20 protein-coding genes and 1 pseudogene are annotated in these 26,929 nt (G+C 57.1%); 10 read left to right on the forward strand and 11 right to left on the reverse strand.

From position 1 onward, the window contains the following. The 5 genes and pseudogenes from QM579_RS05770 to QM579_RS05790 all read right to left on the reverse strand — a co-directional run. A partial coding sequence (locus QM579_RS05770; protein WP_414998252.1) for a glycosyltransferase family 2 protein occupies positions 1-297 on the reverse strand: 297 nt, incomplete at its 3' end. 166 nt (positions 298-463) lie between these two features. Next, positions 464-976: pseudogene (gene aroL, locus QM579_RS05775) on the reverse strand (shikimate kinase AroL); the annotation flags it as partial. 316 nt (positions 977-1,292) lie between these two features. Beyond that, positions 1,293-2,003 (reverse strand): flagellar motor protein MotB, encoded by a 711-nt coding sequence (locus QM579_RS05780; RefSeq protein ID WP_414998226.1) that lies wholly within the window; start codon positions 2,001-2,003, stop codon positions 1,293-1,295. Between the two features lie 209 nt (positions 2,004-2,212). Then, positions 2,213-3,061, reverse strand: a complete 849-nt coding sequence (motA, locus tag QM579_RS05785) for a flagellar motor stator protein MotA (protein WP_414998227.1) — start codon at positions 3,059-3,061, stop codon at positions 2,213-2,215. Between the two features lie 621 nt (positions 3,062-3,682). Next, complete coding sequence (locus QM579_RS05790; RefSeq protein WP_414998228.1) at positions 3,683-5,806, reverse strand: AsmA family protein; 2,124 nt, start codon at positions 5,804-5,806, stop codon at positions 3,683-3,685. A 353-nt stretch (positions 5,807-6,159) separates the two neighbouring features. On the opposite strand from QM579_RS05790, the gene QM579_RS05795 reads away from it, so the two are divergent. The 9 genes from QM579_RS05795 to QM579_RS05835 all read left to right on the forward strand — a co-directional run bounded on the left by QM579_RS05795 (position 6,160) and on the right by QM579_RS05835 (position 18,434). Further along, the gene (locus QM579_RS05795) at positions 6,160-7,788 is read left to right on the forward strand and encodes a cobyric acid synthase (protein WP_414998253.1); all 1,629 of its coding nucleotides are present in this window, start codon (positions 6,160-6,162) and stop codon (positions 7,786-7,788) included. A gap of 156 nt (positions 7,789-7,944) precedes the next feature. Further along, complete coding sequence (locus tag QM579_RS05800) at positions 7,945-11,103, forward strand: response regulator (RefSeq protein WP_414998229.1); 3,159 nt, start codon at positions 7,945-7,947, stop codon at positions 11,101-11,103. Between the two features lie 236 nt (positions 11,104-11,339). Then, on the forward strand, positions 11,340-11,834 hold the full coding sequence (locus tag QM579_RS05805) for a chemotaxis protein CheW (RefSeq protein WP_414998230.1): 495 nt from the start codon (positions 11,340-11,342) through the stop codon (positions 11,832-11,834). A 115-nt stretch (positions 11,835-11,949) separates the two neighbouring features. After that, on the forward strand, positions 11,950-13,089 hold the full coding sequence (locus QM579_RS05810; RefSeq protein ID WP_414998231.1) for a DegT/DnrJ/EryC1/StrS family aminotransferase: 1,140 nt from the start codon (positions 11,950-11,952) through the stop codon (positions 13,087-13,089). Further along, positions 13,086-13,607 carry a GtrA family protein gene (locus QM579_RS05815; RefSeq protein WP_414998232.1) on the forward strand — a complete coding sequence of 174 codons (522 nt, stop codon included), beginning with the start codon at positions 13,086-13,088 and terminating at the stop codon, positions 13,605-13,607. The genes QM579_RS05810 and QM579_RS05815 overlap by 4 nt, the downstream gene beginning before the upstream one ends. Further along, positions 13,604-14,578: a glycosyltransferase family 2 protein gene (locus QM579_RS05820; RefSeq protein WP_414998233.1), complete on the forward strand. Its 975-nt coding sequence runs from the start codon at positions 13,604-13,606 to the stop codon at positions 14,576-14,578. The genes QM579_RS05815 and QM579_RS05820 overlap by 4 nt, the downstream gene beginning before the upstream one ends. Before the next feature lie 176 nt (positions 14,579-14,754). Beyond that, a complete protein-coding gene (locus QM579_RS05825) occupies positions 14,755-16,392 on the forward strand; it encodes an L-lactate permease (RefSeq protein WP_414998234.1) in 1,638 nt (545 codons plus the stop codon). Between the two features lie 259 nt (positions 16,393-16,651). Beyond that, a complete protein-coding gene (locus QM579_RS05830) occupies positions 16,652-17,023 on the forward strand; it encodes a MarR family winged helix-turn-helix transcriptional regulator (RefSeq protein ID WP_414998235.1) in 372 nt (123 codons plus the stop codon). A gap of 118 nt (positions 17,024-17,141) precedes the next feature. Further along, the gene (locus QM579_RS05835) at positions 17,142-18,434 is read left to right on the forward strand and encodes an MFS transporter (protein WP_414998236.1); all 1,293 of its coding nucleotides are present in this window, start codon (positions 17,142-17,144) and stop codon (positions 18,432-18,434) included. Positions 18,435-18,692: 258 nt separating this feature from the next. On the opposite strand, the gene thiF is transcribed toward QM579_RS05835, so the two are convergent. The 4 genes from thiF to thiS all read right to left on the reverse strand — a co-directional run bounded on the left by thiF (position 18,693) and on the right by thiS (position 21,714). After that, a complete protein-coding gene (gene thiF / locus QM579_RS05840; protein ID WP_414998237.1) occupies positions 18,693-19,292 on the reverse strand; it encodes a sulfur carrier protein ThiS adenylyltransferase ThiF in 600 nt (199 codons plus the stop codon). Positions 19,293-19,441: 149 nt separating this feature from the next. Beyond that, positions 19,442-20,563 (reverse strand): 2-iminoacetate synthase ThiH, encoded by a 1,122-nt coding sequence (gene thiH / locus QM579_RS05845; protein ID WP_414998238.1) that lies wholly within the window; start codon positions 20,561-20,563, stop codon positions 19,442-19,444. A 12-nt stretch (positions 20,564-20,575) separates the two neighbouring features. Continuing rightward, positions 20,576-21,388, reverse strand: coding sequence for a thiazole synthase (locus QM579_RS05850; RefSeq protein WP_414998254.1), 813 nt, complete (start codon positions 21,386-21,388; stop codon positions 20,576-20,578). Positions 21,389-21,513: 125 nt separating this feature from the next. Beyond that, positions 21,514-21,714, reverse strand: coding sequence for a sulfur carrier protein ThiS (thiS, locus tag QM579_RS05855; protein ID WP_414998239.1), 201 nt, complete (start codon positions 21,712-21,714; stop codon positions 21,514-21,516). A gap of 884 nt (positions 21,715-22,598) precedes the next feature. On the opposite strand from thiS, the gene QM579_RS05860 reads away from it, so the two are divergent. After that, on the forward strand, positions 22,599-24,440 hold the full coding sequence (locus QM579_RS05860) for a carbon starvation protein A (protein WP_414998240.1): 1,842 nt from the start codon (positions 22,599-22,601) through the stop codon (positions 24,438-24,440). Between the two features lie 812 nt (positions 24,441-25,252). On the opposite strand, the gene dnaJ is transcribed toward QM579_RS05860, so the two are convergent. Both dnaJ and rpoZ read right to left on the reverse strand, forming a co-directional pair. After that, the gene (gene dnaJ, locus QM579_RS05865) at positions 25,253-26,359 is read right to left on the reverse strand and encodes a molecular chaperone DnaJ (RefSeq protein ID WP_414998241.1); all 1,107 of its coding nucleotides are present in this window, start codon (positions 26,357-26,359) and stop codon (positions 25,253-25,255) included. Positions 26,360-26,469: 110 nt separating this feature from the next. Continuing rightward, a complete protein-coding gene (rpoZ, locus tag QM579_RS05870) occupies positions 26,470-26,709 on the reverse strand; it encodes a DNA-directed RNA polymerase subunit omega (protein ID WP_414998242.1) in 240 nt (79 codons plus the stop codon). Positions 26,710-26,929: the final 220 nt, after the last annotated feature.

Genomic DNA, 26,929 nt, shown 5'->3' on the forward strand with positions numbered 1-26,929 from the left:
ATCGTCGGCATCCATACGGGCGATGAACGTGCCTCGGGCAGCAGCCAACCCTGCGTTAAGAGCGGCCACAATCCCCCCATGCGGCAGGTGCAGCGCCCGAAGCCTGCCCCGGGCTGCCCTGTCTCTGGTGAGCGCTTCCAGCAGCGCGGCGCTGCCGTCGGTAGAGCCGTCATTGACTACGACAATTTCAAAGGAAGGCAGCGGAGCGTCAGGGGCTGACTGTTGCGCAAAAAGACTGCGCAGTGCCGCCCCCAGCGTGTGGGCTGCGTTGTAGGCTGGCAGAAGAACCGAGACCAGCGGGCTGGCGTCAGAATCTGGCAGAGAGGTCTTAATCACTGTCAGGGCCGTACTCATCCCGTAGATTTTGCGGACTTGGGGTCACAGGGGCTGCTGCCTCATTCTCGTCAGCCCCGGACTCGGCCAGGCCTTGCCGTGACACTTGTGCGGCACCTGTTGCCAAAGCCCGCAGCGCCTCCATTGCCAGTGAGCAAATGCGGCGTGGAGGCAGGCTGGCGTCCAGATGATGGTGTGCGGTTTGCTGGTAGAGCGGCAACCTTTCCTCCAGCACCTGCCGTATTTCATCGGATATGCCGCCCCCGGTGAGGGAAGGGCGCTGGGATGTCAGGGGATTGTTGGAAAGCCGGGCCACCAAAGCTTCAACAGGCGCAGACAGGTAAAAAACATGCCCCTGGCTGCGCATGAAGGCACGGTTTTGTTCGTCAAGAACCATGCCCCCACCTGTTGCGACAACTGCTCCCTGAGGATGCATGGCCGCTATTGCGCGCAGAGCAACGCTTTCACGCAGGCGAAATCCGGGCCAGCCTTCTGAGGCAACAATCTGGGCCACAGTTAGCCCCGCATTTTCAAGAAGATAGTGGTCGGTGTCAGCAAAGGGCAGGGCAAGGCGTTGCGCCAGCGCACGGCCCACTGTTGTTTTGCCGCTGGCTCGGGGACCGACAAGAAAGATGAGAGGCATGGGGCTTCCTGGTGGCTGAAGCTGCCCGGCAAAGGCCGTGCAGAGGTTAAAGCAATTCAATAACAGATTGCGCGCCGCAGGGGGCAGCCTGGTCAATTTTATTTTGCAATTGCCCAGGCTGCAGCGTGAGCAAACGCCCGGCAGGCGAATGCCGCATACTGCCGTATGGCCCGCCGGTACGAAAGTTTTGGCGCATGCCAGAAGCAAAGACAGCGGCGTCCTGTTGCAGTTGTGCGGGTACAGGACGCCGCTGTCGGCAATTCTTCTGTGAAAAAAATATCTTACAAAAGATTAACTTTTAAAAAATTTGAATGCTCTAATAAACCACGCTGTAAGACATAACTTCCGGTCTATGGAAGAAAAACTCCACGCGCCGGTTCATAGCGCGGCTCTGTTCATCAATACCCGGCTTGAGCGGGCGCGTGTCGCCATAGCTGACAGCGCGCATGCGCGTGGCTTTGACGCCGTGCTGCACCAGATAATTGACCATTGCCGAAGCGCGCGCTCCTGACAGCTCCCAGGCAGATGTATACGGCGGAGCGGTTTCACCCGAATCAGCGTGGCCGCGTACAACCAGGTAAAGGTTGTATTCTTCCATAAGCTTGAGCACGGCTTCCAGTACTTTTTCACCTTCAGGCAACAGATCAACGCTGCCAGGCTTGAACATGATGTCAGAATTGACGCGCAACTGAACGCCCACATCATCGGCGCTGATGCCCGAAGCGCTCTGGGGTACGGCATCTGCCATAAGCAGCTGCTTGATTTTCTGGGCGATGGCGTAGTGGGATTTTTCTACTTCACTGATTTTGATGTCGCGCGCGTCGATTTTGTCCGTATTCTGAATGAAGGGGTTATTCGAGATAGGCGAGGTGGAGCTGGAGTCGAAATTGCGTTCGCCGCTGAAATAGGCAGCAAGCCCCGCCTTCGTATCTGGCGGCACCATGCTGAGAACCCAGAGCAGGAGAAAGAAGGCCATCATGGCCGTAACAAAGTCGGCATACGCGACTTTCCATGCGCCGCCGCCCATAGAGTTGACTCCTTACCGTATATGCCTCGCGCAAGAGTTTTGTGCGCTGGACTGTCAGGCCTTTACATGAAAGCCATAACCCGGCGGCAGGATTGCTGCTCACCGGGGTTGGCGTATTTTCCTCATCCGGCCTTAAGCCAGTATGGCAGGCCGGGGCAGCCGACGCAAGGCCGGAGCGTCGGCATGGGATGGTAGCGGTGCGGCTTTGCCTAACCGCTCTTCAGCTTGTCTTCCATTTCCGCGAAGGTGGGGCGGAAGGGATAGGGAATGGCCCTGCGCCCGTATTCGACGGCAATAAGGGGGGTGGAACCGCGAATGGCGGCTGCCACGGCCTCCTTGATGGAATGGTAGTAAAAATGTTCTTCGGCCACGTAGTTTTCAAGCTTGGAACCCATAGGGCCGAACAGGCCGTAGCAGCAAAGAATACCGAAAAATGTACCGACAAGGGCCGCGCCAATGTAGTGGCCGAGCACTTCCGGGGGTTCGTTGATTTTGCCCATAGCGAGCACAACGCCAAGCACGCATGCCACGATACCCATGCCGGGCAGCGATTCGGCCATGTGCGAAACAGCATGGGCTGGCAGAGTGCCTTCCTCACGCATGGTGGCAATGTCCACATCCATAAGGCTGTCAATGTCGGCCGGGTCGCCTGTGGTCAGGTAGACGCGCAATGTGTCGCCAATAAAGTTGACGATCTTTGTGTCCTTGGACACATTGGGATACTTGCTGAAAATGGGGCTGGATTCGGGCTTTTCCACATCGCTCTCAATGCTGATGACGCCTTCGCGGTGCATTTTGGAAAAGAGGGTGTAGAGCAAAGCCAACGTTTCAAGATAGCGACCCTTGCTTGAGCCGGGGTCAGCAAAAAGGTGCTTCATGCTCTTGAGAACGAGCCCGAATGTATACTTGGTCTGAGAGCCAAAGAATGCCCCCAGGCCGCAGCCCAGAATAATGATGAATTCTGCGGGCTGAAAAAGTATGCCCCATTCACCGTGGGCCAGGGTGTATCCGGTAAACACCGAGGCCGCGACGATGCCAAGACCAATTAATAAATACATATTGCCGCCTGTAGGCTCAATTCATCCTGTGTCGTTCCATCACCTGCCGTGCCGGGGAAAGGCCTTGCCCCGGAAAATTGTTGCGGGGCTGCGCCGTATTCCGGCTGCCCGCACTTGGGCGACCACTGGTTTGCAGATCCGCTGCCGGACCCTTAGCTGCAAGCATGCCAGTATGAAGCCGCGCAGTCAAAGCCCCTTTTTCGCAGCATCAGCCCGTTGCAAGCGTGCTCCGGTGGCGTGTGCAAGCCGGGGACCTCTATCTTCTTAACGCCTGCCCTCACAAAAGCTTTAGCCTGTCGGGCGGAAAAGGCAAGCCCGGTTGGGTGAAAAATACTCCCGGCAGAGCTTAAACATGCGCTCTGATCTGCTTCAGGCAAATAGTCTTCTGTCTGCATGTCTGCTTTTACAATGCTGCATTATTTATTTCAGAACGGCTAGAGCAGATTAACTTTGGGAATATACATTATCAAAGTTTACGGCACGTTCGCTACGGTGTTTAACCGCGTAAATAGCCGTGCTGTCTTCTTCCATAATCTGCGGGCAAGGGCTGAAGCTGCGTTTACGCGTCCACAGCGGGCGTCTGCTCACGCATCCGCCCGGGCATTTTAAAGTGAAAGTGCTCTATTTGCCGAAGAGGCCGCGTACAAGTCCTTCCGCACCGCGTGCACCGTTTTGCAGCAGCGTTCCTGCGCCCTTGGCGGAATCTCCAGCGTTCTTGCCCGTATCCTGCAATAGGCCTGGCAGTTTTTTGGCTATGTCCAGAGCAAACCGGGGGTCTACGCTGTACGAAATATTGCTGAAAGGTCCTTTGACGATAACCGGCACGGTCATGCCCAAGGTTTCCACGTTGGCGGTTGCTTCCACGTTTTGGCGTGGCAGGCTGATTTTTGCCTGCCCCCGTGCGTTAAGGCCTGACGAGCTTACTGTTATGGGACTGGCGTTTATTTCTCCATTTTTTGCCGTAAACGGCACGCGCACAAGGTCAAAAGTGTCTGGCAAAGGCTTGCCTGTGATGCCGGGAACGTTGGCTGGCAATGCGGGCATGGATTCCAGGTGCATCTGCCGCACTTCAAGCTCGCCCTTGCCGGAAAGGCTGTTCTGCAGGGCCGTGGTATTTTTGCCGCTCATTGTCAGGTCTACGTCCAGCCGGGCTAAACCGCTGACAGGACGCCCCTTGCCGAGACTTTCCAGCAGTGCGCCAAGATTCACGTCGGACGCAGTGCCGTTAACAGCATAGGCCGAGGCTGGTATATTGGCCGCCCCTGCGGCCCGTACCGTGCCGCCGCTGCCGAGGACGCAGTTAAAGGTGGAAATCTTGTAATTGCCGCGCAGGCCCTGAGCGATCACCTGCACGTCCTTGATTTGCAGCTTGCCCTGACGAATGCCCGCGACCGCTGCCCGGACGTTGATATCCGGCAGGGAAGATGCGTCTTCTGCGGTTTTTTTATCTTTCGAGTCATTGGCCGTCTGGTTTTTGTCGCTTTCCGGCAAAGGCAGGTAGTTGTCCAGATTAATGGCGCTGATTTGCGCCTCAGCCGTTATGGAAAGGGGCGTTTTCGGCTCCATCCCAAGGCGGAGCTGGCCGCGCAGGTCTATATCGTCCACGCGGGCGCTGATGTCCGAAAGGTTGAGGCTGTTGTTGCCATAAGCCAGCCTGCTCTTGATTTTGAGGTCGTCCGAAATGCCCTTGGGAGCAGGCTTGAGCGTCTGCCCGGCAAGAGCTGCCAGCTTGCGCAACGATCCGTCCAATTCAAGATTTCCTGTAAACGCAATCGGGCTGAAAGACGCCTCGCCCTGAAGACCCAGGCGCGCCTGAGGCGTGGTGAGCCAGCATTTGGCCACGTGCATGCTCAGGGTGTTCAGATCTGCGTTGCCTTCAATATTCAGCTGCATGGGCCCGGCTTCTTTGGGCAGCGGACCACTCAGCGGGCTGAGGGTCAGCGATGTCTGCCGCAAGGCCAACTGGGGCGGGGCATAGCGCAGCTTGGCAGACAGGGCCAGGTTGCCCGACAGGGGCGTACTAGCCTTAGCTTTGCTGTCTTTTTCCTTGTCGACAAGATTGGCGGTGAAGGTAAAGTCGCACTGGGCAACAGCTTCCTGCCCTGGCCGCAGGTTTTCCACAGAAAGGTTCAGGTCGCTGAGATCCAAAGTCTGCCCACGGCCATCTGTAAAGTGCAGTGAGCCCTGCCGGACTACAAGGCGTTTCAGCTCAATGGCGGGAGCCTGAGCATTGGCTGTGGCTTGATTTGGGCTCGCAGAGACGGTTTTTGCCGCGTCTTTCGGCGTGGCTTTCGGGGTATCTTTCGAAATATCTGCGCTTGCGGGAGATGCGACGGCAGTTTCGCCCTCATCGGAATTTACATCATCGGCTTTGTCATCAGCGGCGGAAGCAGTTTCACTTTGACGCATCATGACAACGGGGTTGTCCAGGCGTACCTCACGCACAACCATTGTGCCGGAAAGCAGGGGCATAAATTCAAGCTCCGCCATGCCGCCCTTGACCGAAATGGCAAGGGTGTCGCCCTGGTCGGACTGGCCCCACCGGGCCTGCCCAAAACGCACGCCGGGTGGGAAGAAGGATATTTGCGGGGCATTCTCAAATACCAGAGGCTTGCCAGTGGCCTTGGCCGTGGCGTCAGCGATCTGGCGCACCACAAACGCGGTGTCTATCTGACTGAGAACAATGGCCAGGGCTGCCGCAATAACCAGCAACACGCCCGTGGTCCAAAGCAGAAAACGTTTCATTATATCTCCAAAAACTCTCGTGGCTCGTACGCCGTGGCGGCCTTGATTCCATAAGAGGCCAACTGCACATAGCGGATTAGTGTTAGAAGCGTTGCCGGACATGTTCCGGCTCTTTTCCCAACCTTCTCCTTTATACGAAAACCGTAAATACTGTGCAAGTTCGCCTCCAGCCCTTGCCCTGCGTTGGTTTCAGCGGTTCACTTGCCCCAGGCAGCACTTGCGCGTATGAAAAAAACATGCCGTCTGTACCCCCCTCGCATACGTCTCGCCGGAGCGCGCCCTTGTCCTCTCCAGGCGAGTCTTCTGGCGTGTCTGCGCCACCGTCTGTCCGTTCCCTTGAAGGTCCGGCAGATATGTCTCCTGCGATCATGTTTCAGGGAACATGTTCCAATGCGGGCAAAAGCCTGCTCACAGCGGCCCTGTGCCGTTTGCTGGCACGCAGGGGGCTCAGGGTTGTGCCCTTCAAGGCGCAGAATATGGCGCTCAATTCTTTTGTCACCGCCGATGGCAAGGAAATGGGCCGCGCTCAGGCGCTTCAGGCTGCGGCCTGCGGTTTGGCCGCAGATGTGCGCATGAATCCTGTGTTGCTCAAACCCACGTCAAACACAGGTTCGCAGGTCATCGTTATGGGTGAGCCTGTGGGGCAGATGCGCGTGGGCGCTTACCTGCGCTACAAGCCCGAAGCCTGGAAGGCCGTGCGCCGCGCCTACCGCAGTCTTGCTGCCGAAGCTGACGTGGTGGTGCTTGAGGGCGCAGGCAGCCCGGCGGAAATCAACCTAAAGGCCCACGATATTGTAAACATGCGTATGGCCCGTTACGCCCGCGCCCATGTGGCCCTTGTGGCCGACATTGACAGGGGCGGCGCCTTTGCGGCGCTGGCTGGCACGATGGCCCTGCTGACACGGGCCGAAAGGGCGCGAGTGGCCGGGTTTATTCTTAATAAATTTCGCGGTGATCCCACACTGCTGGACCCGGCATTGCAAACTTTGACCCGCCGAACGGGCAAACCTTTCTGGGGCGTAGTGCCCATGCTGGAAAACTTGCGCCTGCCCGAAGAAGATTCCGTCAGTTTTAAAATGGGCATCACGCCCGGTCTCCGTATGGGAGAATGCCTGCCTGCTACGGCGGATATGCTGGATATCGTGGTGCTGGACCTGCCCCACATCAGCAATGCCACTGATCTTGACGCGCTGCGGCAAGAGCCAGGTTTGCGCCTGCGTATTGTGCGGTGTGCTGAGGATTGGGGGCATCCGCATGCCGTCATTGTGCCCGGCAGCCGGAATACCGTTGCGGATCTGCGCTTTTTGCGCGCCACGGGGCTGGCGGACGCCATACTGCACTTTGCCCGCACAGGGCTTGAAACATCGCGTGGAGTTCTGGTGGGCATCTGCGGAGGCTTGCAGATGCTTGGCAGCGTTATCGCCGACCCGCTGACGCTTGAAGAAGGCGGCAGTGAACGCGGTCTGGGCATTTTACCGCTGGCAACCAGACTGGAAGCAGACAAAAAACTGTTGCGCGTCACAGGGCGGGCCTGTGCCTGCCTGACTGCGAACGTTCCGTCAGGCGGCAGCGGCGCGGCTACGGACGAAAAACTTCTGGTTCCGGCGCAGGAAGTGGAGGGCTATGAAATTCATCATGGCCGCACCGTGCCATTGTCTGGGCAGGTGGAGAGTTGTTCCTTGCCGTGCGAATCTGTGACTCAGCAGCCGCGTGTAATAATGGCAGACCTGTCTGGACGGCCTCTTGGCTGGGGTCTGTGTGATTCCGCCGGGCGGGCGCGGGTGTGGGGCAGCTATGTTCACGGGCTTTTTGATGCAGACGCATTCCGGCATGCCTTTCTGGCCTCCTTGCGGGATGACAATGGGATGCCGCCTTTTGAAGGCGCGCCCTACGCCCTTGGCCCGGAGCTGGACAGGCTGGCGGATACTGTTGAGAAGTCTCTGGACATGCCAGCCATTTACGGTCTACTTGGCCTGTGCTAGCCTGATGGCTGTTCGTGTTCTACCCGTGCGCCGTGCTGAAACGGGGCGTGCCATTGGCGGATCTTCGGGGGCAATACTGGGCCCGTCATGCGAAGATACATCAGATTTACAGGGCAGGAGGCCGTTGTCCGTCCCCGCGACGCTGGAGCATAAGGCATGAGTATCAGGGCCCTCATCAAAACCTCCAACATGGCGCAACTGTGCATGGTGCTCATGCTCGGCCTGTGCACGGTCTGGCTGGGCCGCAGCCTGTACGAGGTCAACGGGTTTCTGCATACCTACTACCGCTTTGAAAATCTGCTTGCAGAGATAAACAGCACCTCGCGTGAAACTTACCGCGCGGCCCTTGAATTCACTTCTGCGGGCGATGCCAGACACCTTGAGCGCTGGCGGCACCTGCTGCGTGTGGAGCGGGGCGAGGCCCCCCGCCCCGAGAAAGCGCAACTGGACCCCGGAGCGACGTTGTCGTTGGCAGCTCTGGCTGACAGGCTGGAGGTAGACGCGCCCACGCGTTCCAGTTTGCGGTCCATTCTGGTTCAGGTGGACATGCTCAATTCGATGACCGAGGCAGCCATAATTCTTGCTCTGGGGCCACAGAGAGAGGGCAGCACCGCCGCGCAGACCCTGGCCGACAGAAATGCCGCCCTGCGCTGGATGCACGAGAATAATCTGGCCCGCCTGCCAGATGCCATTTCTGACGCTACCCGAAAACTTGGCGACGTACAGTACGCCGAACTTCTGGCCCACCTGGGTGAGCGCGAGGCCCCCTTGCGCTGGACCATGCTGGCGGCCATTGGCGCTCTGGTTCTGCTTGGAGCCAGCGTGCTTGGCAACGCCTATATTTTCAAGGCCCGCGTGGTCAATCCGCTGGATCAGGTGAGCGGCTATGCCGAAAGCGTTGCCGCCGGATTCGATCCAGATCCCCTGCGTCTCAAGCACAGGGACGAGCTGGCACTCATGTTCGCCTCTCTGCAACGCATGAAGGGCACACTTTTTTCCCGCATTCGAGAATTGAAAGAAGCCGAAAGGCGCGCACGCAAAAGCCGGCAGCAAGCCGTGCTGGCGCGGTCGCAGGCGTTGACCTCTCTGGAGCTTGCCCAACGGGCCTCTCATGTGCAGGACGATTTTTTGCGGCGCATCAGTCATGAAATAAGAACACCGCTCAATGCCATCATCGGCATGAGCTATCTCAGCCTGCAAACGGATCTCAGCAGCGTGCAGCGCGATTATCTCGCCCAGATCAACAAGTCTGGCAGCGTATTGCTGGACATGGTCAACCGGATTCTGGATTTTTCCAGTGCCAGTGAGGGGTCCATGCGGATGGAGCGCAAGGTTTTTGCCTTGCCCTACTTTATGGAACTGTTGCGGCAAAGCGTGGCGGGTACGGCTCTGGAAAAACGGCTGTTGCTCAATTTTACGCTGGATCCGGCCATACCCGCTACCGTGGTGGGCGATGAGCGTCACCTTGAAGAGGTGCTGCGTATTTTACTGGACAATGCCGTCAAATATACTGTGAGCGGCGGCGTTGAGTTTCGCGTGGTGCCGTCAGACGAGCCAACCACAAAAGAAGGGGCTTTGCGGCTGACCTTTGTGGTGTCGGACACTGGCCCCGGTCTTGATAGCGAAGAGTGGAAAAAACTTTTCGAGCCCTTTTCTCTTGGGGATGAATCTATGACCCGTGCCCGCAGCGGCCTGGGTCTTGGTCTTGCTTTGGCGAGGCAGCTGGTCAACCTTATGGGCGGCGAACTGACAGTGCAGAGCGCGCCAGGAGAGGGCAGCCGGTTTTCGTTTTCTGTGGAAATGGACAAGGCGGGCCGTTCCATCTCGTCAGTGGTTTCTTCTGAAAAGACTGCTCTTTCCATGCCAGCCCGCTCCACCGTTTCTTCAGCATTTTTTTCCCAAAAGCCAGATGTTTTGGACGTGGCGCCAGCGAGTGCTTTGCCTGAGGGGCAGAGTGATTTCAGGTCTACGGCCATAGCTGCCGCCGTGCTTGCGGCATCAGCGGCAATGCCTGCGGATATGCCCGACGGGCAAGGGCAAAGCCTTGGCGATGAGAATTATGGTGCAGAGTCTGCCCCGGCAACAGATGGTCAGGCCGTTTCCAGTGCCGAAGGCCCGTCAGATCAGGCGGCAGGCGCGCCGTCAGATCCTGTTGCGCCTTCGCCCCGCACTGTTCTGGTTGTGGAAGATAATGACATTAATGCCCAGATTGCGCGAGAACTGCTGGAACAGGCAGGCCTTGAGGTTATTCTGGCCGCCAATGGGCAGGAAGCCCTTGATCAGCTGGAAAATTCCGCGCAATCAGACGTTGCCCTTGTCCTCATGGATGTGCAGATGCCGGTTATGGACGGCCTCGAGGCTACCCGGCGCATCCGTTCCCTGGGGTTCAGCCCTGAGGATCTGCCCGTGGTGGCAATGACGGCCCATACAGACATAGCCTCGCGTATGGACGGCAAGGACGTGGGCATGAATGATTACCTCACCAAGCCCGTGAACCCTGAAATGCTCTATGCCACCCTTGAGAAATGGCTGCCCGGGGAGCTGCGGCGCAATCCCGCCAGGGAGACGTCTTCGGAGGATATGCGCTGGATGGACTTGCAGGCGGATTCTCTGCTCGCAAATGCTGCGGTTATCAGCAGGGATAATGCCAATTCCAGCGGCGAAGACGGCAGTGTAAGCCGTTTGCAGGCCATACAGGCCCGCATGAAAGGGCAGCATAGCCCTGCCATCAATATTGAAGCTGGCCTTGCCACAGTTGGCAATAATAGAAAACTGTATCTTGAACTTTTGCTCCGCTTTGTGGAACATTACGGCAACAGCCCCGTGCGGCTGCGAGCCATGCTGCGTGACGGCGACCTCGATGCCGCAGCCCGCATGGCGCACACGGTCAAGGGGGTGGCCGCCAATCTGGGCGTCGACCGCATACATCGGCTGACCAGAATGATGGAAGACACGCTGCCTGAAAATCCGCTGGCCCCAGGATTGCTTAAGGCTTTTGACGTTGAAATGGGGCAGGTGCTTGAGTATGTTCAAGCAATCGACGCACGCGCCCGCGAAACAAAAAGCGGCAATCTGCAACTGGCCGAGGAACACCGAACCGCGCTGCTGGCCCTTTTGGGCGAATTGCCCAAGCGCGTGGAGACGGACTGGGGCGGCGTTGAAGGCGCTTTGGAAGCATTGATGTCGCTGGTTGAGGGCACGCCTCATGCCGAAGATATGGTGGCAATACTGGCCACCGTCAAAGATTTCGACACAGCAGGTATGGCCGAACGTGCTGACCGGCTGCGGGAAAAACTGCTGCGCGAAATTGCCTGATATTTTTGTGGCCCGCAGATTTTTGTGTTGCACGTGCTGAAAGATTTGCCGCCGCGTCAACAAGAGTTATCCGCCGCAAAGCAAGGTGCGCTGGGGCAAAAAACGCCGCACGCACAGCGGAATACAGGGCAATTTAAATTTCGTCTGCTCTGAACTGTATGCGCCCCTTTTGCTGTGGGCATCTCTGCCGATAAAGCCAATGGGGCCTTTTGCCCGCCACTGATGGAGGTAAGACCATGAATCATATAGCGGATGCCGCTCTTGAACTGAACGGCGAAGACGAGCACGAAGGCGACAGGCTGCAGCTTGTCACCTTTAACATTGCCGAGGAAGAGTTTGGGGTCGACATTCTTTCCGTGCAGGAAATTATCCGCCCCATGCAGATAACTATGGTGCCGCATGCGGCGCGTTTCATTGAGGGCGTCATCAATCTGCGGGGCAAGGTCATACCTGTCATCAACATGCGCACCCGTTTCAACATGCCCGCCGTGGAGCGCGACAGCAACACCCGCATTGTTGTTATGGAGTTCAGCCAGAAGATAGTGGGCTTTCTTGTGGACAGTGTTTCAGAAGTTCTGCGCATTCCTGCTTCCACCGTGGAGGCGGCTCCGCCCGTGATTTGCGGCATAGGTTCGGAGTATATCAGGGGCGTGGGCAAGCTGGATGACCGCCTGCTTATTCTTCTTGACCTGGACACGTTATTGAGCGAAATGAACGCCGAAGCGGGCTAGGCGTCGTCGATGCACCGTGTGTCGGGCCGCTCGGGCGATCCGGCGCATGCCGCGCCGCAGCCTCCCGGATGGGCCTCTGCCCACCGGGGCAACCGCCCGCGCAGCAGGAGGCTGTATGTCCATGCGTCTTTCACGTTCCATTGTGGGCGAAGCAGAAGCCCGTGCCGTCAGCCGTGTTCTTCTTGAGGACGGCTATCTTGGTATGGGCAATGAAGTGCGTCTTTTTGAAGAAGAGCTGGCCCGGTATCTTGGTGTAAAGCCGGAGCAGGTCATCACAACCAATACAGGCACAGCAGCCCTGCATCTGGCTGTGGACGCCGTGGCCGCCCAGTGCCATGTGGCGGGCAAACCCGAAGTCCTTGTGCCTTCGCTGACGTTTGTGGCGTCTTTTCAGGCCATCACTGCTGCGGGTTGCGTACCCGTGGCCTGCGACGTGCTGGCAGAAACCGGCACCCTTGATCTGGCCGACGCTGAAAAGCGTATTACTCCCAATACCATTGCGCTCATGTATGTGGATTATGCCAGCAACCCCTGGCATCTCGACGAAGTGTACGATTTTGCCCGGCGCAAGGGGCTGCGCGTGATAGAAGACGCCGCGCATGCTTTTGGCTGCAAGCACAATGGCCGCAAGATCGGCAGCTTTGGCGATATGGTCTGCTTCAGCTTTGACGGCATTAAAAATATCACCTGCGGCGAAGGCGGCTGCCTTGTGGCTTTTGACGCCGAGGCGGGCCACCTGGCTTCGGACGGCCGCCTGCTTTCTGTGGAAAATGACGCGCAAAAGCGTTTTGCCGGAGCCCGCTCGTGGGATCCCGATGTGAAGCGGCAGGGCTGGCGTTATCACATGAGCAACATTATGGCCGCCATCGGGCGCGTGCAGCTTTCACGTCTGGAAGAGGAATTCATTCCTGCCCGGCGCGCCCTCGCGGCTCGCTATGCCGAACGTCTGGCCGCGGTGCCGCACGTGGCCCTGCTGCGCACTGATCCTCGTGATTTTGTGGTGCGCCACATCATGCCGGTGCGCATACTCGATGGCTGCAAGGACGCCGTGAAAGAATTTCTGGCTGCCCAGGATCTGCCCACGGGCGTCCATTACAAGCCCAACCATCTGCTGAGCTATTTCGGTCACGGAGAAAGCCTGCCCGTCACGGAACAGCTTTATGCCGAACTGGTGACTCTGCCTCTGCATCCCGGTTTGACCCTGGAAGATGTGGACGCCGTGTGCACTGGCATAGAAGAGGCTTTGAGGCGGTGAGTGGCCTGCGGCCGCCCTGTCTGTCTGACCTTACGGCCTTTGTAAGGGGCCTGCTGGGCAAGCGGTGGATACGCTTCGGCATGGTAGGCGGAGCGGCTACGCTGACCTATGTCTTGCTGGGACTGCTTTTCGTCAATCTTTGGGGCATGCATGTCCTGATGGGCAATGCCCTGGCCTATGCACTGAGCTTCATTGTTTCCTATCTGGGGCAAAGCCTGTGGACTTTCGGGACAGCCAGCTCGGCGAGCGGGCTGTCCCACTGGACCAGGCTGGCCCGTTTCGCCGCTGCCCAGGCCCTCGGGCTTGGGCTCAATTCTGCCATCATCTGGCTGCTCATGCGTTTGAGCCTGACGTATGAGGTCGCCATGCCCGTAGCCGTGCTGCTTGTTCCGGTTATGGTCTATCTGCTGTGCAAGTACTGGGTGTTCCGGCAAAACACAGACACAAGGCCGTCAACGCAGGCCGCGCCGCAAACGCCGTCATCTGTCCATTCCACAACCAATGAGGAAAGACCATGAGCGCTCCCGCCGTTTCAATCATCATGAACTGCCTCAACAGCTCGCGCGACCTGCGTGAAGCTATGGACAGCATTATGGCCCAGACATTCACGGATTTCGAGGTCATATTCTGGGACAACGGCTCCACAGACGAAAGCCCGGCCATTGCGCAAAGCTATGGAGAGAAGGTGCGGTACTTCCGGGGGGAAACCACAGTGCCCCTTGGTGCTGCCCGCAATCTGGCTCTTGCTCATGCCAGGGGGCGGTACATTGCCTTTCTTGATTGCGACGACATCTGGCGGCCCCGCAAGCTGGAGCTTCAGGTAGCCTTGTTTGAAAGCAACCCCCGGCTGGGGCTTGTGTGTACGGACACGGAAATTTTTGACGGCACGCGTGTGCTCAAACGCGTTTTTTCAGAGACCGGGCCAGAGCGGGGCATGGTATTTGCCGCCCTGATGGAGCGGCAGTGGATATCGATGTCGTCTGCCGCCGTGCGTGCCGAGGCCCTTGCTGGCCTTTCGGTGCAGGGCACGCCTACCGGGCAGGGAGAAAACGGTGGCTGGTTTGATGAAAGCCTCAACGTCTGCGAAGAAGCTGACGTGTTTTACCGTATCGCGCATGACTGGGAACTGGATCATGTGGACGAACCCCTTACGGTGTGGCGCGTGCACGGGTCAAACACGACCTTTCGCAAGTTCGGCCAGTTTGCGGACGAAACCCTGCGCATTCTTGACAAACACCGCAGTCTCTACCCCGGTTACGACCAGGAACATGCTGGTCTTGTTATTCTTCTTACCCGCCGGGCAGCCTTTCAGAAGGCTGTGGCGCTGTGGCGCGAAGGCAGAAATGCAGAAGCGCGCCAGGCCATAGCACCCTGGCGCCACAGCGGTAAAAAATACCAGATGTTCTGGTGGGCCAGCTTTTTTCCCGGTATTTTTTTTGATTTCGCCGCCCGTCTGTACTTTGCCCTCCCTGCCAACCTTCGCCGTTAAACGCAAGTTTTTTATCTTTATACCGTCCGACTTTCAAAAAAGCATTGTTTTTTGCTCGGGAAACAGGTATCCGTCCAAGAGCTATCATTGGGGATGGACGGGTACAGATCGCGTGGGATGGACAAGCGCCTGTCACTCGTCATCCAAAAACCCACAGCGTTAAGGGAGCAGTTGTTATGGCATGGACGCAAGTTTATGATCCTATGGGTGGTGCCGTGTGGTCCGCTCTGGTGGCGGGCATTCCGCTGATCAGTCTTTTTTACATGTTGGCGGTTCGTCGCGCTAAAGGGCACTATGCAGCAGCCCTGGCCGTGGGCCTGGCCTTCATTCTTGCCCTTCTTGTGTGGGGCATGCCCGTGGGCACGGCATTCAGCGCCCTGACTTACGGCGCGGCCTTCGGCCTCTTCCCGATCATCTGGATTGTTGTCACTGCCGTGTGGGTGTACAACATGACCGTGGAATCGGGCGAATTTGAGTACATCAAGGAATCTCTTGCCCGCCTGACAGACGACCGCCGTCTGCAGGCCATCTTCATCGCCTTTGCCTTTGGTTCGTTCATCGAAGGTACGGCTGGCTTCGGTACGCCCGTGGCCATCACTGCAGCCATGCTGGTGGGCCTGGGCTTCAAGCCCCTGTACGCCGCCGGTATCTGCCTTATCGCCAACACCGCTCCCGTGGCCTTCGGCGCCATTGGTATTCCGATCATCGTGGGCGCGCAGGTTTCTGGTCTGAACGAAATGACCGTCAGCCAGATCGTGGGCCGTCAGTTGCCCTTCCTGTCCATTCTTGTGCCCCTGTGGCTCTGCTGCGTTATGTGCGGCTTCCGCCGCGCTATGGAAGTTCTGCCCGCCATTATTGTGGCTGGCGTGGCCTTCGCCGGTTCGCAGTTCCTGTTCTCCAACTTCCACGGCCCGACCCTGCCCGACATCATGTCGGCCCTGATCACCATCATCGCTATGGTGCTGTTGCTGCGCGTGTGGAAGCCCGCCCGCATCTGGCGCTTTGAAGGCGAACAGGAAAGCAAGCTTGAAGGCGCTGCACCTGCCTTTGGCGTTGTAGTGCGTGCATGGCTGCCTTATATCATTCTGGCCGTCATGGTCTTCCTGTGGGGCCTGCCCCAGTTCAAGAACATGCTGAACGCCATTCCCGGCTCCGTCATGAAGTTCGCCTGGCCCGGTCTGGACGGCATGGTTGAAAAGACCCTTCCCATTGTTACCAAAAACAGCCCCTACGCTGCTGTCTTTACCTTCAACTGGCTGTCTGCTGGTGGTACCGCCATTCTGATCGCCGGTTTCATAGCCGTGCCTTTCATGCCCGGCTATTCCTTCGGCAAGGCTGTCAGCTGCTTTGGCCGCACCATTTACCAGCTGCGCTTCCCCATTCTGACCATCGCCATGATTCTTGGTCTGGCCTACCTCATGAACTACTCGGGCATGAGCTCCACAATGGGTATCGCCTTCACCCTGACCGGTTCGCTGTTCCCGCTGTTCTCGCCCATTCTGGGTTGGCTCGGCGTGTTCCTGACTGGTTCGGACACCTCGTCCAACGCTCTCTTCTGCGGTATGCAGCGTTCTACCGCCGAAGTTGTGGGCATGGACCCCAACCTGGCCGTGGCCGCCAACTCCTCCGGTGGTGTTACGGGTAAGATGATTTCGCCCCAGTCCATCAGTGTGGCCACCGCGGCTACCAACCTGGTGGGTCACGAAGGCGACCTCTTCCGCTTCACCCTGGGTCACAGTATCGCCATGACCCTGTTTATCTGCGCGCTCACCTATCTGCAGGCTGGCGTGCTTCACTGGATGCTGCCTTCCTAACGGCATCTGGTACTAGCGTATGATTTAAGCGCCGCCCCCTTTGGGGCGGCGCTTTATTTTTGGAAATGCTGGCAGTTGCAAGCCCGTTTTTACATCGGCGGTATGTGTGGTTTCATGCTTTGGGCTGGAGCTAAGGTGTGCGTTTTTTCTTGACGCATGAGCGTGCCTCCATATAGTGTATATACACTATATGGAGGCAGAGATGAACACTGGGGCGACCCCGCCGAAATCGCCTTGCGTCTGCACAAATTTACGGCGCATGTCCCAAAGGGTGACAGGTTTTTACGACACTGCGCTTGAGCCTGCTGGCATCAGCGTCACACAGTATTCGCTTCTGGCGAACATCTGGCGCATGCCGGGTTGCGGCACGGGGCAGCTTGCCCAGCGGGTGCGGCTGGAACGCAGTACCCTGGTGCGCACCCTGCAGCCACTTTTGAGCCAGGGTTTCATTGTTGACAAGGCTCCAGGCGGTAGCCGGAAGCGCCAGCTTCACCTCAGCCCGTTGGGAGAAGAAATTTACGCCAAAGCTGTGCCGCTATGGCAGCAGGCACAAACGAACGTCAAACTACACTTGGGCGAAAGCTATGAAGCGCTTTGGCATATTTTTACGCAGATTGACACGCTGGAATAATTTTTAGCCAGGATCATAGCGTGGTGCCCCAGAATATTTTTGCCCTGCTTCTGGCATATGCGCAGGTATCGTTTGTGCGCAGCCTCGGTTTACACTCACCAGACTAAGGAAAATTCCTGTGACAAATCCTGGCGAACCGACCTCGACTCATTGCCGACTTTCCCCTACTGCCCCTGCCAGCGGCCTATGGATAATCATCGCCCTGTCCAGCCTTGTACTGATGATTACAATGGGTATCCGCCAGACGGTGGGCCTGTTCGTGCATCCGCTGATAAGCGCCACGGCCATGAGCATCACTGAAATGAGCATGGCCCTGGCTATAGGACAGTTGATGTGGGGCGTGTTTCAGCCAATTTTCGGGGCTTGGGCCGACAAGAAGGGGCCACTCCCAGTGTTGATGACGGGTGCACTGCTTTTGGCTTTTGGGCAGATGTGTACGCTTCAGGCCGAATCCTTCTGGGGCATGACCCTGGCGCAGGGCTTCTTAAGCCCGGCCGGTGCGGCTGCGGGCAGTTTTTCCATACTCATCGGCATTGTGGCTGGGCGTTTGCCGGAGGGCAAACGTTCCGTGGCCAGCGGTATTATCAATGCCGGGGGGTCGATGGGGCAGTTTGCCTTTGCGCCTCTGGTACAGGCCGTCATCAGTCTCAAGGGCTATACAGGCGGGTTATTGCTTCTGGCGTTTTCAGCGTTGGCGTCCATTGTGCCCTCCTGGCTGCTTTGCCGCCAAACTGGCATGGGGCGGGTTTCTGACGGCCAGTCCGTGGCGGACATGCCCGCTGCCGGCACGCCCACAGTCAGCCAGACCAGCAATACTGGCCTGAAACAGCAATTGAAAACAGCCTTTCATGACCCCAGTTATCTGCTTTTGCATGCAGGGTTTTTTACCTGCGGGTTTCATGTGGCCTTTCTGACGACACATTTGCCGGGCGAAGTCAGCCTGTGCGGACACGACGCTTCTGTTTCGGCCATCAGCCTGTCCCTTATAGGGCTGTGCAATATTGCGGGTAGTATTGGCGCGGGCATTCTGGGCAAGTATTTTCGCATGAAATTTATCCTGTCGGCTCTTTATGCCTTTCGCGCGCTGATGATCGCCGTCTATCTTTTTTCACCCAAGACAGAGCTGACCTTCTACATATTTGCCGTGACTACGGGGCTCACCTGGTTGGCCACGGTGCCGCCCACTGCGGGGATTGTCGGCAAGCTTTTCGGCATGCGCTATCTGGCGACACTCTTCGGTCTGACTCTGCTGACACATCAGGTTGGGGCTTTTCTTGGCGCATGGTTGGGAGGAGTGGCGCTACAGTATTCGGGCAGCCTGTTGTGGGTCTGGCAGGTGGATATTGCTCTGGCTCTTCTGGCGGCTCTTGTGAACCTGCCCATCAAGGAACCCAAGGTTGTTCGGGCCTAAGGCATTCTTCATCAGAATGTGCGCAGGTTCTGCGATGTGTTTCAGGAAATCTGAGTCTCAAAGCTGGCCAACGTGTCCCCGGTTCTGAGTATTTCAGCATAAAAATACTCTGGCAGCGTGTATGCCAGTGCCTCCGGATGCTGCTGAATGAAAGCGCTTAAGGATTAATACAAAACAGCTGTTCCGGCGAAGCTGATCCCTTGGGACCAGTTTTGCCGGAACAGCTGTTTGTTTGTGAATGAGTACTGCCCAGAGGCGTCAGCCCAGCAGCATTTCCAGTACGGCATCGGCCAGCAGGGCTGCGGCTTCTGTTACGCGGGGGGCCAGGGGCGGGGACATAAGAATATCAGTGGTAAAATCGCCCACAAGTATCAGGTTGCCCAGGTTTCGTCTGGACATGGGCGCGCCGCCGTAGCCGCCCATGCCGGATGCGCTGGCAACCTTGTGTCCGGCCAGCAACGCCCCTTCAACAAACAAACTTTTGTCGTCCGGGCTGTCAAAGGCTTCCACCCATATGGGGCAGGCAGGCAGGATGCCGGGCAGGGTGTCTACCGTGATGCGCAACTTGTGTGTTTCTACTGACAGTTGCGGATTCAGCTCCAGCAACAGCTCGCTCAGCGCTTCAACCTTGCTGCGTCCCACGTGGCGTGGCCAATACTGCTGGCGGTTGAGGTTGGAGGCGTCCACCACATCGTCATCTACCAAGGTGATGTGCCCCACGCCGCTTCGAACCAGCATGAGGGCTGCGTTGGAACCAAGTCCGCCAGCTCCGGCAATGCCGACTTTAGCCGCGTGCAGGGCATTGAGTTGCTCGGGGCTGAAATAGCGCCTCAAGCCTTCATGAAGGGGGTGTGTCATGTGGTCTCCCTGAATCTTTTACATCTCAGCGCTCAAAGGCATTCAGTCTGGTGCCCCCCTCAAAAAAAAGGGCAGGGGGCTTCGGGGCATGTACGGCGGTGTGTCCTTGCCGTGCATGCCCCGTTGAAAAACCTAATCCGAGCCTGCCGTTAACAGGTAGACGCGGGATTCTCCCAGTCCTTGAGCACTGGTTGATAGCCCATCCCCAGCAGGGCTGCGGTCATTTCGTCAAGGCTGCGTCCATCGGTAATTTCAAACTGGCCGGGGTTGTTCAGGTCTTCTGTCACGCGCCCTCCCACAGCAGTTGATACGCCTGCGGATACCCGCGTGACGCCAAGCGGCAGCAGATGGTCACGCATAAAGGCGCTTTCCCGGCTGGAGCAGGTGATGCCTGCACGCGGTAAAAAGCAGCGCAGGGCGGTCACGTACTGCACCAGATGGCGGTCATCCAGCGCGTGCGGGACGTCAAAACTGCCTTCATGCGGGCAGATGCGCGGTATGGACACACTCACGTCCATGCCGGGGTAGTTACGCTGGAGCCACCAACCGTGAAGGCCCGTAGCAAAGGCATCCTGCTCAAAGGATTCCAGCCCGAGCAATGCTCCAACACCCATAGAACGCATGCCAGCCTCGGCAGCGCGCTGGGGCGCGTTGAGGCGGAAGGCATAGTCGCGCTTGGGCCCGGCAGGGTGCAGCCATGCGTAAAGATCAGGATTATACGTTTCCTGAAACATCGTCATGCTGTCTACGCCCGCGTCTACAAGCAGAGCGTATTCCTCGGTGGTAAGCGAATAGACCTCAATGCCTACAGAGGCGAACCAGGGCTTTATGCGGCGGGCAACATCAGCAATATACTGGGGTGAGGAAAGATGGCGGGCATCTCCCGTAAGCAGCAAAATATGCTGAAAGCCCAGATCGGCTATGGCTCTGGCTTCGGCGGCGGCCTCGTCCACGCTGAGGTGGTGGCGGGGCTGCTTGTTTTTTGCGTTGAATCCGCAATACCGACACTGATTGGTGCAGACGTCAGAAATGTAAAGCGGCGTGAAGATATGCACTGCCCGCCCAAAAAAGCGCAGGGTCAGCTCATGGGCGCGGCGGGCCATACGCTCAAGATGTGGAGCAGCGGCAGGTGAGAGCAGGGTCAGAAAATCTTCTGGCTGAAGATTATTTTTTTTCAGAACAGAAAAAACCTGTTCTTCCGTGGCCTTTTCTACGGCTTCAGCCCGCCTTTGGGCAGGCCATTTCTGCAAGAAATCCTGAAAAGTTTCCATATGATTCACCCCTCAGCGCAGAAAACCGGTAAGAGGCGAAGATGCTTCGGCTCCGTCTGCCATGCCGCGTACAAATCCGGCTCCGGCAAGCCACGCGTTGCGCCCGGCCCGCACAGCTTCGCCAAAGGCGCGGGCCATAGCCACAGGATCGTTGGCCGAGGCGATGGCCGTATTGACCAAGCACGCGGCTGCGCCCATTTCCATTGCTTCGCAGGCTTGCGAGGGGCGGCCTATGCCAGCGTCTACAATAACAGGCAGGTCCATTTCTTCTATCAGGATGGCGATCATTTCCTTGGTGCGCAGTCCCCGGTTGGTGCCAATGGGCGCGCCCAGCGGCATAACGGCTGCTGCTCCGGCCTCGGCGCAGGCGCGGGCCACATAGAGGTCGGCATTGATATACGGCAGCACGGTAAAGCCTTCTTTGGCAAGGATTTCAGTGGCTTTGGCCGTTTCGTAGCCATCGGGCAAAAGGTGGCGTGTGTCGGATATGACTTCAATTTTTATCCAGTCGCCGCAGCCTGCGGCACGGGCCAGACGGGCCAGACGCACGGCTTCTTCTGCATTACGCGCGCCGGAAGTGTTGGGTAAAAGGCGCATATGGCCGGGAATGTGCGACATTATGCCCTGAGAACCTTGCGCTGGCGCAGATTCGCCAGATTGGGGCGCGGGTTTGTCTACCCGGCGCATTGCTACAGTGATGACCTGCGAACCGCTGGCTTCGGCCACGGCAGATATAAGGCTGTCGGCTCCGTATTTGCCTGTGCCGATAAAAAGGCGGCTGGAAAGGCTGACGCCGCCCAGTACAAAAGGATCATTGGCGTTCATGCTTGCTCCGCGCAAAGGCGCTGCTGAAAGATTGCTGTGATGGATTTTTGAAAGTTGCATTTTCGGCAGAATAACAACCTTGAATTACAGAGTATTTCAACGTTGATCTGCTCTGGTCGGCGGATTTAACCACCGCCCACGAACTGCACGATTTCCAGACAATCGTCTTTTTGCAGGCATGTTTGCGCAAAAGTGTCCCTGGCAAGGATTTGTCCATTGCGCTCTACCACCACGGCGCTGGCTTCATATCCCCGTTCTGCCAGAAATGCGCTGATGCTGGTTTCGGGCGCGCAGCTTTCGGCAAGGCCATTAACCACGATGTTCATGAAGAACCTCCATAGGTTACAAGAGCATGATTCGCGGGGGCATGCGGCCGCCAACCAGGCGAAGCCACAAAAAAACCCGCAGAACCAATGCGGCTGCGGGCAAGCACAAACCTGTCTCCAGGCTGGGCCAGCTTCCCTTCGTCGGCACTATCCGCGTCAGGTGCAGAACCGCGCTTTTTACGCGATCCTAGGGGTCAGGGCGCGATCACCCTTTCTCAGCCATAATGGCTCCCCCAGCCGGTGAGAAAACGATAGACCCATGCCATGCGTAATGCAAGCCCATCGGCAACGTCTGTATTTTACCGACATTTTGTTTCTGCTGTGGGCAGCTGTTCCGGGCTGGTCAATCAGCAGCCCCTGCGATTGCACGGGCAGAGGTTTTGGCGGCTGACAGGACAGGTTGCAGAGAGGATAATTGGATACTGGCAGTTTTATTGTGCAAAAAAGAACAAGATCAAGGAAAAAATTTGGAGAATATAATTCCCGTTAGAACCAGCATGTTTATGGGAAGAAAAGATAATTAAGAAGGTACGTTAATGATATTAAATCTGGTTTTTAGAAGTGGATCGCATGTTTTCGGATGAGCGTAACAACAGTGTAATCAGCAAAAAACGTTTCCAGTGGCATGGACAGAGAGTAATAATGGGTGTAGCAGAAAATTAACACATGGCCGAATAAACTGTATTAGTGGGCTTAGATACAGTATGTGGGCTTTGCTGTGACTCTTTTTTCAGCCGTATCTCAAGAGGAGGGTGTACATCGCTGATATAATACTATTTTGGTATGTGTTTTTTTTGTTGTTCTGGGCAGTTTCGCAGGGCTGCGATTCGTCTGGCCGCCTGCCCGGTTAAGAAAGCCAAGCCAAGCCCTGACGGGAGTAAGTAATGGAAGCTCTTGAGAACATTAATGCCATAACACTTGTGTTTGCGGCATTGTGTATTTTTGCCATTTCATACCGGGTTTACGGTATTTTTTTGGCAAATAAGGTTTTGCGGCTCGATGGCAGCCGTACGACGCCTTCGGTGCGATTTGCCGATGGGCACGACTATGTAAAAACCAACGAATATGTCCTCTACGGACACCATTTTGCGGCCATTGCCGCCGCTGGCCCCCTTGTGGGCCCTGTGCTGGCAGCCCAGTTCGGTTATCTGCCTGGGGCGCTGTGGATTCTTATTGGCTGCGTTCTTGGCGGCGCGGTACACGATATGGTGGTTCTTTTCGCCTCTGTGCGCCACAAAGGCCAGAGCCTTGCCGCCATCGCCACACGTGAAATCGGCCCCGTCACTGGTACGGTGGCCGGTATAGCCATTCTGTGTATTTTGATTCTCACCCTGGCCGGTCTTTCTCTGGCCTGCATCAGCGCCATGCATAACGCGCCCTGGTCGCTGTTTATCGTTGTCATCACCATGCCCATTGCAATGATTATGGGCCTCATCATGCGCTACAAGCAGAACAGCGTTTTGCTGGCCAGTCTTCTGGGTCTGGTACTGCTGATTGTGGGCATTCTGAGCGGGCATGACCTCATGAAGCAGGATGTGCTTGGCTGGGCTTTTGACTGGGACAGAAACACCGTGGCCATTGCCATCGCCGTTTACGGCTTCTTTGCCTCGGTTCTGCCCGTGTGGTTCCTGCTGGTGCCGCGTGACTATCTTTCCACCTATTTGAAGATAGGCACCATTCTTATGCTGACCGTGGGCATCATTTTTGTGCAGCCCACCATTCTCATGCCCACCATCACACCCTTCATCAACGGCGGCGGCCCCGTGATCGGCGGTCCCGTGCTGCCCTTCATCTTTATTACCATTGCTTGTGGCGCCATTTCCGGCTTCCATGCAATCATTGGTACGGGCACCACGCCAAAGATGCTCGGCAATGAGCGTGATATTCTTTTCGTGGGCTACGGCGCCATGCTGACCGAAGGCTTTGTGGCCATGATGGCTCTTATCGCCGCCTGCACGCTGATGCCCGGCGACTATTTTGCCATCAATGCCACCCCGGCCAAGTATGACGCCCTGCTGGCCGTGCACCCCAACCTGCACACTGTTGATCTTGGCTTCTTTGAAGAAAAGATCGGCCTCAACCTGCACGCCCGTCCCGGTGGCGCAGTGTCGCTGGCAGTGGGCATGGCACATATCTTCCACAAGATCCCCTACATGGATCACCTTATGGCCTACTGGTACAACTTTGCCGTCATGTTTGAAGCGGTCTTCATTCTGACCGCCATCGACTCCGGCACGCGCGTTGGCCGTTTCTTCCTTCAGGAAATGCTTGGCAAGGTGTACGCTCCCTTTGGCGACAAGAACTGGACGCCGGGTATCATCATTACCAGCCTTGTCTTCACATCCATGTGGGGCTACCTGGTTTACACCGGTAACATCAGCAACATCTGGCCGCTCTTTGGTATGAGCAACCAGCTGTTGGCCGCCTGCGCCCTTATCGTCTGCACCAGCATGCTGTTGCGCATGAACAGGGGCAAGTACTGCCTGGTGACCGCCATTCCCGGCGTGTTCATGACGGTGGTTACCTTCTGGGCTGGCTATTTGCAGCTGACGACCGACTATATCCCCAACGGCAAGTACCTGCTGGCCGCTCTGGCCTGCCTGGTCATGGTGCTTATGGTCTTCGTCATCGTCGGCACGTTCCGCCGCTGGACTGAACTTATGGGCACCAAGACCCTGGTTACAGACTCCTACGGTGAAACAGTGCGCGAGCTTGTTGAAGAATAAGCCCGGCGAACAATACTGAAAAAGGGACCGTTGCCTGGCAACGGTCCCTTTCTGCGTGTTGAAGGACAGTGTGTGTACTCCGGTGAACCTTAAGCGGCAGGGCGGGCTCATTGCGGCTGGTGATATTGTGAAAATTATAGTTTGCCAATGGTGACATCATTTGCTAGCTTGATTAAACAAACAGTTTGTAGCTAGCGCGCTCAACCGCTGGCAGAGCGCGGAACAGAATCTGCCGGCAGGCAAGAGGCAGCCTTTGAACATGCCTGCCTCCGTTTTCTGTCTGTTTCTACTGCTCCCGGTATTGGTAGCTGCAGCTTTTTATACTGCTTTGAATGTTTGCGGTGGGAAAATTTCCATACCGAAAACTGGCGAACAAGCCCGTTTAATTACGCTGATCTGGAAAAGGCGGGACCGCATACCCGCCGGACGCGTTGACGGCCAAACCGCATCGCGCTTCCACAAAGGAGCCGCTTGGGTGGTCCCGGGAGACGGCAAAGGCCGCGCAACCGGGGGAGTACACCGCTGTAACAAACGGCTCTGACATCGGCGAAGCCTGAGGTTCCTTGCAATCCTTTCGCATCAGGCGGGCTTGAATTAAACGCCAAGGCCCCGGTCAAATTTGACCGGGGCCTTTTTGCATACAGCCCCTCTGGCGTGGCCAAAGGGGCTGTTATTCAGATTATATGACTTGGGAGGGCAGGGGGCTGTTTTCTTGTCCGTGCACTGCGGATGTTTTTTCGAATGCACTCTGGCTGCTGCAGCCGGGCAGAGAAGCCCTTGGATCATTTTAACTTTGAAAAAGTTAATCTGCTCTAGTCCAGTCCCATAGCCTTGCTGATTTTTTTTGCAGCTTTTTTGACCTTTTGCAGCGGGGTCTGTTCCCCGGCGGCTGCAAATTCACGCAGCAGCTCTTCCTGACGGTCTGAAAGGCGCGTGGGCGTAAGAACCTTGACTTCCACCAGCATGTCGCCCCGTTGCCTGCGGCCCGGGTAGGGCATGCCTTCGCCGGGCACGCGCAGCACTGAGCCGCTTTGCACGCCTTTGGGAATTTCCAGCGAAATGGGGTTTTCCAGACCGGGTATTTCTACCCTGTGGCCAAGAGCCGCCTGAACAAAGCTGATCTCCTGCGTGAAGACAAGATCCTGTCCCTGACGCTGCCAGCGCTTGTCCTGCTCCACAGTAAGGACGACGTAAAGGTCGCCAGGAGGGCCACCGTGCACGCCGGGTTCACCCTCGCCGCGCACGCGCAGGCGGGTTCCCGTATCTACCCCGGCGGGCACACGCACCACCAGTTCACGGGTGTCGGTTACTATACCCTCGCCCTTGCACTTGGCGCAACGTTTGGTGATGACGCGACCTGTGCCCTGACAGGCTGTACAGGGCATGGCGATCTGAAAAAAGCCCTGCGACCGGCGCACCTGGCCAGAGCCGTTGCACTGGCGGCAGGTTTCAACCTTGCTGCCGGGGGCAGCACCGCTGCCTTTGCAATCGTCGCAGGTGACGTGCTTGGGCAGGGAAAGGGTGATTTCATCGCCCGTGGCTGCCTGAGAAAAAGAAATGGTGAGATTGTAGCGCAGGTCAGACCCGGCCATAGGGCGGGGACCACGGCTGGCAGACGAAAAACCGAACAGATCGCCGAAAATATCGCTGAAGTGGGCGAAAATATCTTCGTTGCTGCCAAAGCCTCCGCCCCCGTTTACGCCAGCATGGCCGAAGCGGTCATAGCGGGCGCGCTTGTCGGGATCGCGCAGAACATCGTAAGCTTCCGCTGCCTGCTTGAAATTTTGTTCGGCCTCGGGATCATCGGGATTGTGGTCTGGGTGATACTTGAGAGCGAGCTTGCGGTAGGCCCGTTTGATCTCATCTTCACCGGCACTGCGGCTGACGCCCAGCACCTCGTAATAATCGAGCTCCATCATGGTCCGTGTTCCGGTGGCTGCGTGCTTGTGCGCCTGGTATAAAGGTTGTATTCACAGACGCGGCGGCTACCCAAGGGCAGCCGCCGCGCAAACAATATGGCTACGCGCCCTTATTCGCCAGAGGCGGTCGTGGCCTGTTCCCCTTCAATGGGGACATAAAGACTTTCATCGTCGGGCAGCACTTTGCCTGCCGCGATTTCGCGAAGGGCCGTGACTACTTCCTTGTTGCGCGATTCCACAAGGGGCTCATACCCTTCACGGTACTGATGCACACGCTTGATGGCCATTTGCACAAGCAGAAAGCGGTTGTCTACGCGCTCCTGGCAATCTTCAACTGTAATACGGGCCATGCTGCCTCCGTAGTGTGTGCGGCTGTGGGCCGCAGGCTGAGGCGAAAAGTATCCGCCGCAGTTCATTTTTGAGAAATAATACCGCCCGACCATTTGTAAAGGGTCGGGCGTGGAATACGCCTAGAGCAGGCTTTGCCTGCTGAAATAAGATATGATATAGGCCGCCATTGACACTGTCAAGCATGCCGGGAAGTCCCGGCTACATAGACGATTTTGAAGG

The sequence above is a fragment of the Desulfovibrio sp. genome (genome assembly GCF_047607245.1).
In the GTDB taxonomy this organism is placed as follows: Bacteria; Desulfobacterota; Desulfovibrionia; order Desulfovibrionales; family Desulfovibrionaceae; genus Desulfovibrio.

Bases quoted from the DNA above. Each gene is read 5' to 3' on its own strand.
- QM579_RS05800 (WP_414998229.1), top strand. From the start codon at position 7,945: ATGAGTATCAGGGCCCTCATCAAAACCTCCAACATGGCGCAACTGTGC.
- QM579_RS05825 (WP_414998234.1), top strand. From the start codon at position 14,755: ATGGCATGGACGCAAGTTTATGATCCTATGGGTGGTGCCGTGTGGTCC.
- QM579_RS05795 (WP_414998253.1), top strand. From the start codon at position 6,160: ATGTCTCCTGCGATCATGTTTCAGGGAACATGTTCCAATGCGGGCAAA.
- thiH (WP_414998238.1), bottom strand. From the start codon at position 20,563: ATGGAAACTTTTCAGGATTTCTTGCAGAAATGGCCTGCCCAAAGGCGG.
- QM579_RS05790 (WP_414998228.1), bottom strand. From the start codon at position 5,806: ATGAAACGTTTTCTGCTTTGGACCACGGGCGTGTTGCTGGTTATTGCG.
- motA (WP_414998227.1), bottom strand. From the start codon at position 3,061: ATGTATTTATTAATTGGTCTTGGCATCGTCGCGGCCTCGGTGTTTACC.
- rpoZ (WP_414998242.1), bottom strand. From the start codon at position 26,709: ATGGCCCGTATTACAGTTGAAGATTGCCAGGAGCGCGTAGACAACCGC.
- QM579_RS05850 (WP_414998254.1), bottom strand. From the start codon at position 21,388: ATGAACGCCAATGATCCTTTTGTACTGGGCGGCGTCAGCCTTTCCAGC.
- QM579_RS05820 (WP_414998233.1), top strand. From the start codon at position 13,604: ATGAGCGCTCCCGCCGTTTCAATCATCATGAACTGCCTCAACAGCTCG.
- QM579_RS05830 (WP_414998235.1), top strand. From the start codon at position 16,652: ATGTCCCAAAGGGTGACAGGTTTTTACGACACTGCGCTTGAGCCTGCT.
- dnaJ (WP_414998241.1), bottom strand. From the start codon at position 26,359: ATGATGGAGCTCGATTATTACGAGGTGCTGGGCGTCAGCCGCAGTGCC.
- QM579_RS05810 (WP_414998231.1), top strand. From the start codon at position 11,950: ATGTCCATGCGTCTTTCACGTTCCATTGTGGGCGAAGCAGAAGCCCGT.
- thiS (WP_414998239.1), bottom strand. From the start codon at position 21,714: ATGAACATCGTGGTTAATGGCCTTGCCGAAAGCTGCGCGCCCGAAACC.
- QM579_RS05860 (WP_414998240.1), top strand. From the start codon at position 22,599: ATGGAAGCTCTTGAGAACATTAATGCCATAACACTTGTGTTTGCGGCA.
- QM579_RS05805 (WP_414998230.1), top strand. From the start codon at position 11,340: ATGAATCATATAGCGGATGCCGCTCTTGAACTGAACGGCGAAGACGAG.
- thiF (WP_414998237.1), bottom strand. From the start codon at position 19,292: ATGACACACCCCCTTCATGAAGGCTTGAGGCGCTATTTCAGCCCCGAG.
- QM579_RS05780 (WP_414998226.1), bottom strand. From the start codon at position 2,003: ATGGGCGGCGGCGCATGGAAAGTCGCGTATGCCGACTTTGTTACGGCC.